12 protein-coding genes are annotated in these 13,982 nt (G+C 71.6%); 6 read left to right on the top strand and 6 right to left on the bottom strand.

Translation table 11 applies throughout. The annotated features are described in order from the left end of the window. Window positions 1–3 precede the first annotated feature (3 nt). A complete protein-coding gene (locus tag ABZS69_RS17780; protein ID WP_355373033.1) occupies window positions 4–1,176 on the top strand; it encodes a hypothetical protein in 1,173 nt (390 codons plus the stop codon). 104 nt (window positions 1,177–1,280) lie between these two features. Here ABZS69_RS17780 and ABZS69_RS17775 read toward each other — a convergent pair whose 3' ends face one another. Then, the gene (locus ABZS69_RS17775; protein WP_355373031.1) at window positions 1,281–3,626 is read right to left on the bottom strand and encodes a GH1 family beta-glucosidase; all 2,346 of its coding nucleotides are present in this window, start codon (window positions 3,624–3,626) and stop codon (window positions 1,281–1,283) included. Window positions 3,627–3,718: 92 nt separating this feature from the next. Between ABZS69_RS17775 and ABZS69_RS17770 the strand changes: the two genes are divergently transcribed. From ABZS69_RS17770 to rocD, 3 genes are all read left to right on the top strand, one after another. Next, entirely contained in the window at window positions 3,719–4,204 is a 486-nt protein-coding gene (locus ABZS69_RS17770; protein ID WP_355373028.1) for an Lrp/AsnC family transcriptional regulator, read from the top strand. 124 nt (window positions 4,205–4,328) lie between these two features. After that, window positions 4,329–5,126 (top strand): dimethylargininase, encoded by a 798-nt coding sequence (gene ddaH / locus ABZS69_RS17765; protein WP_355373025.1) that lies wholly within the window; start codon window positions 4,329–4,331, stop codon window positions 5,124–5,126. Window positions 5,127–5,128: 2 nt separating this feature from the next. Next, complete coding sequence (gene rocD, locus ABZS69_RS17760; protein WP_355373023.1) at window positions 5,129–6,346, top strand: ornithine--oxo-acid transaminase; 1,218 nt, start codon at window positions 5,129–5,131, stop codon at window positions 6,344–6,346. A gap of 156 nt (window positions 6,347–6,502) precedes the next feature. Here rocD and ABZS69_RS17755 read toward each other — a convergent pair whose 3' ends face one another. From ABZS69_RS17755 to ABZS69_RS17740, 4 genes are all read right to left on the bottom strand, one after another. Further along, entirely contained in the window at window positions 6,503–7,828 is a 1,326-nt protein-coding gene (locus ABZS69_RS17755) for a CU044_5270 family protein (protein WP_355373021.1), read from the bottom strand. Next, complete coding sequence (locus tag ABZS69_RS17750) at window positions 7,821–8,399, bottom strand: RNA polymerase sigma factor (protein WP_355373019.1); 579 nt, start codon at window positions 8,397–8,399, stop codon at window positions 7,821–7,823. The genes ABZS69_RS17755 and ABZS69_RS17750 overlap by 8 nt, the downstream gene beginning before the upstream one ends. Window positions 8,400–8,495: 96 nt before the next feature. After that, window positions 8,496–9,209 (bottom strand): class I SAM-dependent methyltransferase, encoded by a 714-nt coding sequence (locus tag ABZS69_RS17745; RefSeq protein WP_355373017.1) that lies wholly within the window; start codon window positions 9,207–9,209, stop codon window positions 8,496–8,498. A gap of 5 nt (window positions 9,210–9,214) precedes the next feature. Next, the gene (locus ABZS69_RS17740) at window positions 9,215–10,762 is read right to left on the bottom strand and encodes an alkaline phosphatase D family protein (RefSeq protein ID WP_355373014.1); all 1,548 of its coding nucleotides are present in this window, start codon (window positions 10,760–10,762) and stop codon (window positions 9,215–9,217) included. 217 nt (window positions 10,763–10,979) lie between these two features. Here ABZS69_RS17740 and ABZS69_RS17735 point away from each other — a divergent pair, with 217 nt between their 5' ends. Then, window positions 10,980–12,257, top strand: coding sequence for a Glu/Leu/Phe/Val dehydrogenase (locus ABZS69_RS17735; protein WP_355373011.1), 1,278 nt, complete (start codon window positions 10,980–10,982; stop codon window positions 12,255–12,257). Between the two features lie 99 nt (window positions 12,258–12,356). On the opposite strand, the gene ABZS69_RS17730 is transcribed toward ABZS69_RS17735, so the two are convergent. Then, window positions 12,357–12,803 (bottom strand): MarR family transcriptional regulator, encoded by a 447-nt coding sequence (locus tag ABZS69_RS17730; protein ID WP_355373008.1) that lies wholly within the window; start codon window positions 12,801–12,803, stop codon window positions 12,357–12,359. Window positions 12,804–12,852: 49 nt separating this feature from the next. Between ABZS69_RS17730 and ABZS69_RS17725 the strand changes: the two genes are divergently transcribed. Beyond that, entirely contained in the window at window positions 12,853–13,932 is a 1,080-nt protein-coding gene (locus ABZS69_RS17725) for a substrate-binding domain-containing protein (protein WP_355373005.1), read from the top strand. Window positions 13,933–13,982: the final 50 nt, after the last annotated feature.

Raw genomic sequence — 13,982 nt, 5'->3', positions numbered from 1 at the left:
CCGATGCGCTTCATTCGCCGGAAGCAGGACGACGACGTCGAGCCTGGCCAGGTCACCCGCATCGCGCCTGCCGTGGCGTACGACGGCGATCTCTACCACCTGCCCGACTGGGCGCGGCGCCGCAATGACGAGCGCGAGCTCGGCCGCGGGCACGCGGCCGACGGCCAGCTCGACACGCTCACGCTCCAGACCGGCAGCGTGCCGCGCTTCCACGAGCTGGAGGACGAGCGCCTGGCCGAGCTGGCCGAGATCGAGGACCGTACCGAGCAGGAGATCCAGCGGGCGCGCGCCGAGTTCGAGTCGCAGAAGATCAGGCTCGCCGAGTCGCAGCGGGCGTTCGGGGAGGCGCGCAAGGCGCTGGACGACAGCCAGCGCCAGGTCACCGAGCTGGAGCAGCCGAGCCGGCGACCGGGCGACGGGCGGCCCAGCTCCATCGCCCTCTCGGGCAGCCACTGGCCGGTCGTCCGCCGCTGGCTGCCCGCCGCGCTGCTCCTGCTGCTCCTGCTGATCGTCGAGGTGCCCATCCTCTACCAGGTCATCCTCAACTGGGGCGACAGCGTGGCGATGACCGCGCTCCTCGCGGCCGGAGCGGCCCTGATCATGCTGGTGGCCCCGCACCTGTACGGCCGCGCGTTCCGGGCGTGGCAGGAGCACGGCAGCCCGGCCAAGGGGCGGTGGCTGCTGGCCGGGGTGGCGCTCGTCTGGCTCGGCCTCATCGTCGCCGTGGCCGTGCTACGCCGCGACGCCCTGGTCAAGCCGCTGGTCGTGGACGGGCAGAACATCGGGCCCGTCTCGGACGACGTCAGCCAGCTGCCCACCATGACCCTGCTCCTGACCCTCCTGGTCGCCACCGCCCTGATCGCCGCCGACCTGGGGCGGCGGATGCACAACCCCAACGACCGGCGGTTACGGGAGCTGCGGGCCAAGCGCGACGCCGAGGCCCGCACCTGCGCCGCCGCCCAGGCCGCCTACCAGCAGGACGCCGGGTACGCGGAGAGCATCGCGCAATACCTCCAGGCGGTGGACCGGCGCAGGGCCGGCCGGCTGCGTCAGCTCGAGCGCGGCTTCGACAGCCTGGCCACGGCGTACCTGGGCGGCGTGGTGGAGGGCCTGCGGGACCCCGAGGCGGCCAGCTGGGCCGAACGCATCGTGCTCCACCGCCGCACCCGCTCCTGAAACCCGACCACGCCGAAACCCCCGGCAGAGCCCGCCCCCAACCCGGCGCCGCACCCCTCACACAGAGCCCGCCCCTCACGCAGAGCACGCCCTTGGCGCGAGGATCAGGTCGACTCCCTGACCACGAGCCGGGTCGGCAGCACGACGGAGGTGGTGTGGCGGCCCTCCAGCCGGGACAGCAGCAGCCGCGCGACGGCCAGCGCCTGCTCCGCCAGCGGAACCCGCACGGTGGTCAGCCCCGGTGTGGTGGCCGAGGCGGCGTCGATGTCGTCGAAGCCCACGATCGCCAGGTCCTCGGGCACCCGCCGGCCCAGCTCCCGCGCGGCCTGCAGCGCCCCGATGGCCAGCTGGTCGGTGGCCGCGAACACCGCGTCCAGCGCCGGCTCGTCCCCGAGGAGCTGCCGGGCCGCCGCCGCGCCCGAGGCGCGGGTGAGGTCGGCGAGGGCCAGCAGCGGCTGCTTGCTCGCCCGCTGCAGCGCCGCCCGGTGCCCGGCCAGGCGGTCCTGGACGGAGACCAAGTCCGTGGGCCCGCAGATCATGCCGATCCGGCGGCGCCCCCGCGCGAGGAGGTGCTCGGTGGCGGCGGCCGCGCCCCCGGCGTTGTCCACGTCCACGTACGGCACCAGCGAGGCGACGGCCGGCTTGCCGAGGAGCACGATCGGCACGTCGGTACGCGAGAGCCGCTCGGCCAGCGTGTCGCCCCGGTCGGACGGCAGCAGCACGACGCCGTCGACCAGCCGGGCCTCCGCCTGCTGGACGATGCGCCGGTGGCTCTCGGCCGTGTCGGCCAGCATGAGCGTGATCTGCTTGCCCGCGCCCTCCAGCATGCTGGTGACGTACTGCACGACGGCGGCGGTCAGCGCGTCCCCCTGCCTGGGGACGGACAGGACGAGGGCGATCGCGTTGGTCCGCCGGGTGACCAGGCTGCGGGCGGCGGCGTTGGGCACGTAGCCGAGCTCCTTGACGGCCCGCATCACCGCCGTCCGGACCTCGGGGCTCACCGACGCCTCGCCGTTGACCACGCGTGAGACGGTGGCGCGGGAGACGCCGGCGCGGGCGGCGACGGTTTCGAGCGTGGGCCGCCTGGGCGGGGTCTCGGTGAGGCCGTTGCGCCGGATGACGTCGCCGTACCATCGGGCGCTGTCCTTCAGGCGCCGTTTCTGGGTGGCGAAATCGACGTGCACGAGGCCGAACTTCCGCTGGTAGCCCTCGGCCCATTCGAAGCTGTCGAGCAGGGTCCAGACGAGATATCCGCGAACGCGGGCGCCGTCCGCGACGGCCGAATGCAGGGCCCGCAGATGCTCCTCGATGAAGCTGATCCGCTCGACGTCGTGAATGCCGTCGCCGGTCACCACGTCGACGAAGTCGGCACCGTTCTCGGTGACCATCAGGTCGAGCTCCGGATATTCCGCGGAAAGGCGCCGCAACACCAGCGAGAGGCAATTGGGCACGATCGGCCAGCCCATCGCGGTGACCGCCGTCGGAACCGTGCAGAACAGCACGCCCTCGCTCCCGGGATAGGCCGGGTCGGCGGGTTCGCTGGGCTGGGCCTGCACCACGGAAGGCGAGTAGTAATTGACGCCGAGCAGGTCGAGGGGCTGGGCGATGATGTCGAGGTCGCCGTCGCGGACGTGGTCGAGGCCGCCGTGTCTCTCGATGATGGGCAGGAGCTCGGCGGGGTACGAGCCGCGCAGCAGCGGCTCCAGGAACTGCCGGTTGGCCAGGGTGTCGATCCTGGCCACGGCCTCGGCGTCCTCCTCCGACAACGGCCTGCCGAAGTCGCTGACCTGGGCGGGCGTCAGGACGGGCGAGATGTTGAGCACCGTCCCCACCCGGGCCGCCCCGGCGGCGCGCAGGGCCCGCGTGGCCAGCCCGTGCGCGAGCATCATGTGGTGGGCGCTCCGGAACGCCTCGGCCGCCGATTTCCGGCCCGGCGCGTGGATCCCGGCGCCGTATCCCAGGAAGGCCGCCACCCACGGCTCGTTCAGCGTGAACCAGGTGTCGACGCGGTCCCCGATCCGGCCGTGAACGGCGGCGGCGTAGTCGGCGAAACGGTGGGCGACGTCACGGGAGGTCCAGCCGCCGAGGTCCTCCAGCGCCTGCGGCAGATCCCAGTGATAAAGGGTCGCATAAGGCGTGATGCCGGCCGCGAGAAGCTCGTCGAGTAACCGGTCGTAAAAGTCGAGCCCGGCCTCGTTCGCCTTGCCAGAACCACCGGGGAACACCCGGGGCCAGCTCACCGAGAACCGATATGCGGCCGTTCCCAGGTCTTTCATCAACCGCACGTCTTCGGGATAGCGGTGGTAATGGTCACAGGCCTCGGCGCGGTCGGCGGAAAAGACGTCCCAAATGGACGGCCCGCGGCCGTCGGCGGACGTCGCCCCCTCGATTTGAAAGGCCGAGGTCGACACTCCCCACACGAAATCCTCGGGGAAGCTTGTGGTGCTCATTCTGGCGGATACCCTCCGGTGGCTGTCTGCCTGCCCAGTCTCCCGCGTGCCGCTCGTCGCGCGCCAGCCTGGCCAGGCGGTATACAGAGCGCGTGGAACTGGACCGGCTCGATCGTGACATCATCGCGGCGCTCGTCGAGGACGCCCGCGCGACCTACGCGGACATCGGACACCTCGTGGGGCTGAGCGCGTCGGCGGTCAAGCGCCGGGTGGATCGGTTGCGCGAGGCGGGGGCGATCACCGGGTTCAGCGCGAGGGTGGCGCCGCAGGCGCTCGGCTGGACGACCGAGGCGTACGTCGAGCTGTTCTGCCAGGGCAAGACGAAGCCGTCGGACATCGCGCTGGCCGTGGCCAAGTTCCCCGAAGTGGTCGGGGCGGCCACGATCACGGGTGAGGCGGACGCGCTGCTGCACATCAGGGCCACGGACGTGCGCCACGTGGAGCGGGTGATCGAGCGCATCGCGGCGGAGTCGTTCGTGGTGCGGACCAAGAGCTCCATCGTGCTCTCGCGGCTCGTGGACGCACCTCCTGGCACCGCCGTTCCGGAGCCGCGCAACGGATCGCATTCGCAACTCTGAAAGACGCAACAGACCCGCGCGAACACGCAATGCCGGACGCTTGGCCTGCATAAACATGCATTCTTAGGCTGTCTCCGTCCCCTTCGAACGGGACATCCATCAACAAACCTCGACGGAGACCTGCATGCCCAAACACTTCCTGATGTGCCGTCCGGACTACTTCACGGTCGAGTACGCGATCAACCCGTGGATGCATCCCGAGGCCGGCGCCGACCGCGATCTGGCGGTCCGGCAGTGGGAGGGGCTGAAGGCGGCGTACGAGGAGCTCGGGCACCAGGTCAGCCTGATCGACCCGGTCGAGGGGCTGCCCGACATGGTCTTCGCCGCCAACGGCGCGCTGGTCGTGGACGGCCGCGTCTACGGCGCCCGGTTCGCCCACGCCGAGCGCGGTCCCGAGGGCCCGGCCTACCTGCGGTGGTTCACCGAGCGCGGCTACCCGGCGCACGAGCCGCGGCACGTCAACGAGGGCGAGGGCGACTTCCTCACGCTCGACGACGTCATCCTGGCCGGCACCGGCTTCCGCACGGACGTGCTGGCGCACCAGGAGGCGCAGGAGTTCCTGGGCCGCCCGGTGATCTCCCTGACGTTGGTGGACCCGCGCTTCTACCACCTGGACACGGCGTTGTTCCCGCTCGACGGGCGCAACGTGGCGTACTACCCGGAGGCGTTCTCCGAGGGCAGCAGGAAGGTGCTGCGCAAGCTGTTCCCCGACGCGGTGCTCGCCGGCGCCGGGGACGCCGAGGTGCTCGGTTTGAACGCCGTCAGCGACGGCAGGAACGTCGTCATCAACGCCGAGGCATCCGACCTCCAGCTGGAGCTGAAGCGGCGCGGCTACGAGGTCATCCCCGTCGACCTGTCGGAACTGCGTAAAGCAGGCGGGGGTCCCAAGTGCTGCACACTGGAGATCAGGGGGGAGAACTGACCATGACCACCAGCGCAGAGCTCATGGAGATGAGCGAGCGCCGTAGCGCGCACAACTATCATCCGCTTCCCGTCGTGATCCACGAGGCGCACGGCGCCTGGGTCACCGACGTGGAGGGCAAGCGATATCTGGACTGCCTGTCCGGCTATTCCTCGCTCAACTTCGGCCACGGCCATCCGAAGATCATCGAGGCCGCTCGTAACCAGCTCGACAACCTGACCCTGACCAGCCGCGCGTTCTACCACGACCAGTTCGCGCAGTTCTGCGCCGGGCTCGGCGACCTCACGGGCAAGGACCTGATCCTGCCCATGAACACCGGCGCCGAGGCCGTCGAGACCGCCATCAAGGTGGCGCGCAAGTGGGGCTACGAGGTCAAGGGCGTCGAGCCCGGCCAGGCGAACATCATCGTCATGGAGGGCAACTTCCACGGCCGCACGACCACGATCGTGAGCTTCTCCACCGATCCGGAGGCGCACGACAACTTCGGGCCCTACACGCCGGGCTTCCGGCTCGTGCCGTACGGCTCCACCGAGGCGATCAGGCGGGCCGTCGACCCCAACACGGTCGCGGTGCTGGTCGAGCCGATCCAGGGCGAGGCCGGGGTGCTGGTCCCGCCGGACGGGTACCTGAGCGAGATCAGGGAGCTCTGCACCGCGCAGGGGATCCTGATGATCGCCGACGAGGTGCAGTCGGGGCTGGGGCGCACCGGGCAGACGTTCGCGTGCGACTACGAAGGGGTCGTGCCCGACGTCTACGTCCTGGGCAAGGCGCTCGGCGGCGGCGTCGTGCCGGTCTCGGCCATCGCGGCGAACCGGGACGTGCTGGGGATCATCCAGCCCGGCCAGCACGGGTCCACGTTCGGCGGCAACCCGCTGGCGTGCGCGGTGGGCATCGCGGTCATCGAGCTGCTGAACACCGGCGAGTTCCAGGCCAGGGCCGCCAAGCTCGGCGAGGTGCTGCACGCCCGGCTGCGCGAGCTGATCGGCAAGGGGGTCGTGGAGGTGCGCGGGCGCGGGCTGTGGGCCGGCGTGGACATCGACCCGGAGCTCGCCACGGGGCGCGAGGTGTCGAAGGCGCTGCTGGCGCGGAGCGTGCTCGCCAAGGACACCCACGGCTCCACGATCCGCCTCGCCCCGCCCATCGTGGTCTCCGAGGAGGACCTGGTGTGGGCCGTCAACCAGCTCGCCGACGCCCTCTACGAGCTGAACACCGCTCCTTAAAGCTGACCCGCCGTCCGTGGCCGGGCCTTCCAGAGTCTTTACGGCAAAGCACGGCAGGGCCCAGCCACCGCACGTGGCCGGGCCCTGTCCAGGGAGACGCTTCTCCGGTTCACGGGGCCGGGCGCCGACACGGCGCCCGGTCGCCCGTCCGGGTGGTCATTTGCCGGCCGGAGACGCCTTCGCGGTCGGCGGCGCCGACTCGTCCGACGGCCGCACGCTGGCCGTCGGCGGCGCGGTCTGGCCAATCGACGGCCGCGCGGTGGCCGTCGGCGGCACGGCCGGCGCGGTCGACGGCTCCGTGCTGATCACCGGCTCCGGCGGCGCAGTCGAATCATCCGTCGCCCTCAGCGAGACCGTCATGGTCGGCACCGGCTCCGGGCCGCCCTCGTCGCTCGGCGACTCCGACGGCACGGCCGAGCTCGTCTCCCCCGGGGCGGGCTCGGCGCTGGACGGGGCGCAGGCCACCTGCCCCTCGTCCTTGGGCGTGGCCTGCGGCAGCGCGTCCACCACCGAGACCTTGAGCTGGGCGGTCAGCCCCAGCACGCTGCCCTTGGGCGCCTGGGCGATCTTGTCGTCCACGACCGTCTGCCGCTCCCCCATGAACAGGTGCGTGGCCGGGTCGAAGATGCCCTGCGTGAGGACCCCCTGCGGATCGACCCGCCCGAGGGCGACCCCCTTGCGGCCCGCCGAGTCCGCCACCCCTTCTGCCACCTGCACGCCGGGGATCGACTTGGCCGCCTCGAAGAGCGCGTCGCGCTGCGCCTTCGGCAGGTACGTCTCCCTGACCAGGTCCATCAGGTGGTCGAAGGCGGCCCGGTCGTTCTCGGCGCCCTTGGTGTCGCCCGCCGTGGCGGGCATCTTGTACAGGCGCGCCCGCATCCCGGCGACGTCCGTCGGCAGCGTGCTCAGGTAGGCGTAGTCGGTGCGGTAGTCGTCCGTCCGGGAGGCGCAGGACGGCAGCGTGTGCCAGTCGGAGCCCTGCCAGTTCTTGGCGTTCTCCGGGAGCTGCGTGCCCGGCCAGGGCTGGGGCTCGCGGCCCTCGATCAGCAGCAGGCCGTTCGCGCTCCCGTCCACCGACTGCCAGATCTTCCTGTGGGTCCGGTAGAGGTGGCGGGTCGGCTCGCCGCTGTTCTGGTCGGCCGTCATCGACCCGTACATGGTGTCGGACTCGACCAGGATGAACTGGCCGGGGCGAGGGGTCAGCTCGTCGGACGACGACACGGAAACGGTCTCGGTCGCCGACATGGCGGTGCCGTCTCCGCCCGCGCCCCGGTTCGTCAGCGCCACGGCCACCCCGCCGACCAGGACGACCGTGACCCCGAACGCGGCCGCGGCCTGCCAGCCGAATCTGGGCAGGCGAAAGCGGCCCCCGCCACGCGCCTCCGTCAGCAGCCGTTCCCGCGCCCTGGCCCTCGCCTCGGCCCCGTACGGCGGCACGGCGGGCCGGCCGTCGGCGAACGTGCGGATCTCGTCCTCATCCATGCTGGGGCTCCTCTGCTGCGAAGGGATCGGTGCCGCCGAGAGCCCTGCGCACCTTGACGCGGAGCCTGTGGAGCCTGGACCTGACGGTGCCGACCGGCACGCCGAGCGCGAGCGCCGCGTCCTCGTACGTCAGGTCCGCCCATGCCACGAGCAGCAGCAGGTCGCGCTCGCCCGCGCTGAGCCGGGTGAGCGCCCTGGCCAGCCTGGGCTGGAGCTGCTCGGCGGTCACCCGGTCCGCGCTGCGGTCGTCGAACGTGCCGGGGCGCTCCACGTTCACCTTGGCCATGGCCGCGGTGCGCCGCCGCTCGGCCCTGCGGTTCTGGGCGACGACCTTGGTCGCGATGCCGTATAACCAGGGCCTGGCGTCCGGCCACGAGCGGTCGTAACGCGCCCGCCCGCGGAACGCGACGAGGAACACCTCCCCCGTGACGTCGTCGGCCAGCTCGGTCCCGAGGCGCCGGGCCGCGTACCTGTGGATCTCGTCGGCGTGCCGGTCGAACACCGCCGCGAAACTCTCCGGGTCGGCCAGCGAATGCCCGATCAGCGTCGAGTCATCCAGCGTCTCAGGCACATCCTGAACACCCACCACTCTGCCGGTCCTCTCTCATGCGGTCACCCTGTTGTTGGCCGCAGGCCGGAGGGCGGTTCCACATTTCTTCCGGCGCGGTTACGGGAGCCGCCACACCTCCATCCCGTCCGGTGCCGGATCCGGGGTGAAGCCCGCTGCCTCCAGCTCCGACACCAGCCGCTCCCGGGTGGGCCAGTGGTTCGTGAGGACCACCTCGTCCTCGCTGATCACCACGCCGTGCTGCCTGATCCGGTAGACGAAGCGCGAGGTGACCCGCTCCCCCTCGGCCTCCAGCACCTGCCCGGCGACCTCGTACGTGTGCCTGCCGACCTGGTACGACCCCACCACCTCGAGATCGCCCGGCACCGGCTCGGCCCGCTCGCGCCAGTTGAACACCAGCAGCCCGCCCCGCTCCAGCTGCCTGGCCAGCACCGGCCACAGCGCGGCCCGCTCCTCGGCGTCGAAGCTCTGCAGGACGGAGATCATCACGATGGCCTCGACCGGCTCGTCCACCTCCACGTCGAGCGCCCCGTACGGCAGGACGGTCACCCGCCGCATCGTCGAGGGGTCGGCGGCCAGGCGGTTGACCAGCACCGAGCGCATGCCCAGCGACGGCTCCAGGGCGTAGATCTCGGCAGGCGTCTCCCTGGCGATCAGCTCGGTGATCAGGCCGGTGCCCGCGCCGATCTCGAGCACGCTCCGCCGCACCTCCGTCAGCAGCGGGGGAAGGAGTCCGCGCACCGTCGGGACATGCCCGTCCTCGTGCCAGAGATCGTAGAACGGCACGGCGGCGGCGTAATCATCCTTGTGCATGCGCCTCAGCGTAGGCGGACGGAGTCGATCGGCCGGACCGCATCGCCGACCGACTCGAACCAGGTGACCTCGTCGGGCAGGGTCACCGTGGCCACCGCGTTCTGGAACCAGGGCCCGTTCGTGACCCGCCATCTGAACGGCGGCCGCGGGATGCCCGCCAGCCGCGCCAGCAGGCTGCCGACCAGCGTCGCGATCCGGAACTGGGTGAACACGTTGGCCCAGCGGAGAATGCGGCTGAGCGGGTTGCGGATCGGGGAGCAGACGATCTGGAAGATCTGCCCGGCGCCGGCCCTGGCCAGGTAGGAGTAGTGGACGTCGCCCGAGAGGATCAGCACGGGCTTGCCGACCTTCACGAGCAGCCTGGCCAGGTCCTCGAACGAACGCCGGAACGCCGCCCAGTGCTCCAGGTCGATGCGCTGCCGGAACTTCTCCGACCACCGCCGCGCGAGCCCGCCCCACTTGCCGTCGCACAGGGCCTCGTTCCAGTTCTGGACGCCGTGGACGCCCTCGGGCAGGAGGAACGGGATCGACGAGCCGATGATCAGCCGCTCGGCCGGGGCGGCGACCTGCTCTTCGAGCCAGGCCCACTCCCCCGGGTCGAGCATGCGCCGGTCGCCGGGCGTGAGCTGCCTGGCGCACCTGGTGTCCACCATGATCAGGCGGGCGTTGCCGAGGTCGCGGGCGTAGCTCCAGCGGTTGCTGCTCGGCTCGGCGTCGGCCTTCTCCGCGAACGTGTCGAGGGCCGCGCCGCCGTCGCCGTCCATCAGCGTGCGCAGCAGCGGGTCCTGCGCGCGCTCGGCCGGCGAGAGGTTGCCGAGGTGCTGATAGATCCAGTACGCCCCCAGCCCCGCGATGACGCGGCGCTGCCACCACGGCACCGTCGCCATCTGATCGCGCCAGGGCTGCGAGGTGTTCCAGTCGTCGCGCAGGTCGTGGTCGTCGAAGATCATCGCGGTCGGCACGGTGGACAGCAGCCAGCGGATCTCCTCGTCGGTCCAGGCCAGGCGGTAGAGCTCGGCGTACTCGTCGAAGTCGGCGATCTCCCCCTGCGGCTCCGTGCTCCGGCGGGAGCGGATGTGTTCGAGCATCGCGGGCGAGGGGTTGTCGGCGTAGACCTGGTCGCCGAGGAGCACCAGCAGGTCGGGCCACTCCTCGTCCTCCGCGTTGGGGAGGTGCTCGCCGTACGCGCGCAGGACGTCGTCGCCGTGGGTCAGGACGTACGCGGCGTCGTGCGGGACGCTGGTGCGGCACGAGCCGAACGCCAGCTTGCGCAGCCCGTCGGCGGGCAGCAGCCGGATCCGGCTCGGCGGGCGACCCGCCAGCGGCCATACCTGGTCCCCGTCGAGCCTCACCGAATACGACCCGATATCCTGGGAGAGTTCAACGAGATCCACGATCGCGTAGTGGTGACCGTGCACGGTGAAGGTAGGCGACCGGTAAGACCTGCCGTCCGCCTCGATGGTGACCGTGCAGGGCTCGGCGGCCTCCACCCAGATCGAGGCGCTGACCGAGTCCACATATCGCAGCATCGGCCCCATCACGAGTGCGGGCATCTCACTCCCCGAGATATTTACGATTCGTCACTCCGACGGGACGCAAGCCTGCCAGAGTGGCACGGTCCACAGCACCTTGACTAACGGCACGGATTTCCTCGACTGCTAGGCAAGGTGAAACCCTCCGCCTTAGGATGATCGCGACAACAACGCCCAAAGTGGGAGGCAATGGCGCTTCCCGCGTAAAAAGGGCGTCATAGCGGGAGGATTCTCTTCCATGAGCATCATGGTGCCGTCAAAGACGCCGGCCCTGATCAGCCCGGGCCGTCAGGCCCTCGACTCCGCACTCCACCAACTCCACCAGGCCGCCGAGCAGCTCGGACTCGACGACGGGCTCCGCACGATGCTGGCCACGCCCCGGCGGTCGCTGACCGTCTCGGTCCCGGTCCGGCGCGAGAACGGCCGCATGGAGGTCGTGCAGGGCTTCCGCGTCCAGCACAACGTCTCGCGGGGACCCGCCAAGGGCGGGCTCCGGTTTCATCCGGACACCGACATCCACGAGGTCACCGCGCTCGCGATGTGGATGACGTGGAAGTGCGCACTGGTCGGCATCCCGTACGGCGGCGCCAAGGGCGGCGTGGCCGTGGATCCGTCCACACTCACCGAGCGCGAGCGGGAGCGCATGACCCGCCGCTACGTCAACGAGGTCATGCCGCTGATCGGCCCGGAGCAGGACATCCCGGCTCCGGACGTCGGCACCGACGCGCAGACCATGGCCTGGATCATGGACACCTACAGCGTCCACACCGGCTTCCCGGTGCCCGGCGTCGTCACCGGCAAGCCGAAGACGCTGGGCGGCTCGCACGGACGCCTGTCCGCCACCTCGCGGGGCGTGCAGATCGCGGCGCTGGCCGCGCTCGGCCGCTCGCCCGCCGGCCGCACCGTGGCCGTGCAGGGCTTCGGCAAGGTGGGCGCGCCGGCCGCGCAGTTCCTGGCCGACGCTGGCTGCAAGGTGGTGGCCGTCTCCGACGCCACCGGCGCCGTGTACGCGCGCGACGGCCTCGACCTCTCCGCCCTGGTCGCGTACGCGGCCGAGGCCGGGGGCGTGCGCGGCTTCCGCGAGGCCGACGAGCTGACCCATGACGAGCTGCTGGAGCTCGACGTGGACATCCTCGTCCCGGCGGCGCTCGAAGGCGCGATCACCGAGGCCAACGCGCCCAGGATCCGCGCCCGGCTGATCGTGGAGGGCGCGAACGGCCCTGTCACGCCCGAGGCCGACGAGATCCTGACGGCGAACGGCACCACGGTGGTGCCCGACATCCTCGCCAACGCGGGCGGGGTGATCGTGTCCTACCTCGAGTGGGTGCAGAACCTGCAGGCGTACTCGTGGAGCGCCGATGAGGTCGAGCGCAAGCTGCGCGAGCTCATGCTGGAGGCCTTCGCCGAGGTGAAGTCGGTGGCGGCCGAACGCGACCTGACGCTCAGGCGGGCGGCACACGTCATCGGCGTGAGCCGCGTCGTCGAGGCCCACCAGCTCCGCGGCCTGTACCCGTAACCACCGAGAAACCCAAGGTGGGCGCGCCACCATCCGACCGCGCGCCCACCTCCGGGCCTCCACCCGCCAGCGGCTGAGGTCCCCTGGGGAGGCCGTGGGTCAGACGCGGAGTTCGGCGTGGTCGAGGGCCTCCATGAGGCTCTCGAGGTCGCGCATGAGCTGCTCCGTGCGCTCCCGCCCGAACGCCCCCGCGATCAGCCCATGATGCTCGGCGACCGCCCCGTCCACCCGCGCGAGCAGCTCCGCCCCCCGGTCCGAGACGAACACCGCCACCCTCCGCCGGTCCCCCTTGGACGGCCCGCGGTAGACCAGCGCCCGGTCGATCAGCCGGTCGATCGCCTTGGTCAGCGTCGGGTGCGGCATCAGCACCGCCTCCGCCAGCTCGCCCATCGACTCGCCCCGACCGTCGGCCAGCGCCCGCATGATGCGCCACTGCTCGACCGTGACCTCCTCGCCGGCCAGCGCCGCGGCCAGCCCGCGGTTGACGCTGCGCTCCGCACGGCTCAGCAGGTACGCGAGTGAGGACCCGAGCCCAGAGGTGGTCATGGAGAGAGGTCCTTTCATCGGAGAGCTAGAACGGAGGATACTCGTCGGCGTGTCGGCGACCGTCGATCCGCTGGAAGCGCGGCTCATACCGTCGGAGTCGATCAGGATCGGCCTGGTCGTGCCCGTGTCGGGGGTGCTCGGCCTGATGGGCCCGTGCGCGATCAACTGCGCGGTGCTGGCCGCCGAGGAGGTCAACGCCGGGGGCGGCGTGCTGGGCAGGCCGGTCGAGCTGGTGCTCATCGACGGCGGCAGGCCCGCGGGCGAGGTGGCGGCCGAGGTGGCGGGGCTGGTCGGCTCGGAGACGGTCCAGGCCGTGGCGGGGGCCCACGCGAGCGACGTGCGGGTGGAGGTGGTGGCCGCGATCGCCGGGCGGGTCCCGTTCGTGTACGCGCCCCCGTACGAGGGCGGCGGCCACGCCCCGGGCGTCTACTTCCTCGGCGAGACCCCGGGCAGGCAGCTCGCGCCGGGCATCGAGTGGCTGGCCGGCACGCGCCGGGCCCGCCGCTGGTACCTGCTGGGCAACGACTACGTCTGGCCGCGCCTGGTGCATGCCAGCGCCCGCAGGCGGCTGCGTGCCCGGGGCGCGAGCGTGGTGGGCGAGAGCTTCGTCGCCTACGGCGAGGCCGTCTGCCGGCTCGACCAGGTGGCGGACGCGCGCCCCGACGCCATCCTCCTGACGCTGATCGGCAGCGACCTCATGGCGTTCAACCGGGCGTACGCGGCCGGCGGGCTCGGCGCGGCCCGGCTGTGCGGGGCGCTGGAGGAGCACGGCCTGCTGGGCGTCGGCGGGGACGTCACCGGCGAGCTGTACGCGTCCATGGGCTACTTCCGCGACCTGCCCACCGAGGCCGGCCTCGGGTTCGCCGAGCGGTACGCGGCCAGGTTCGGCGCGGACGCCCCCATGCTGAACGCCCACGGCCACGGCTGCTACGAGGCCGTGGCGATGCTGGCCGCGCTCGCGGCGCGGGCGGGGTCGCTGGCCGTGCCCGCGCTCGACGCGGTCGCCGACGGCACCCGGATCACCAGCGCCCGGGGCACGCTCACGCTGGTCGACCACCAGGTACGCCATCCCGTGCACCTGGGCAGGGCCGACGGCCTGGGATTCTTTCTAGAGAAACCTTTTCAGTAGAAAGCTTTGGCTCTAGGGTGCGAATCGCCCCCCACGCAGCTAGGAGCCGT

Origin of the sequence: Nonomuraea sp. NPDC005650 (assembly GCF_040605375.1) — a bacterium.
Taxonomy (GTDB): Bacteria; Actinomycetota; Actinomycetes; order Streptosporangiales; family Streptosporangiaceae; genus Nonomuraea.
The sequence above is the reverse complement of the archived record's forward strand: the minus strand, read 5'-3'. Positions and strand labels throughout refer to the sequence as shown.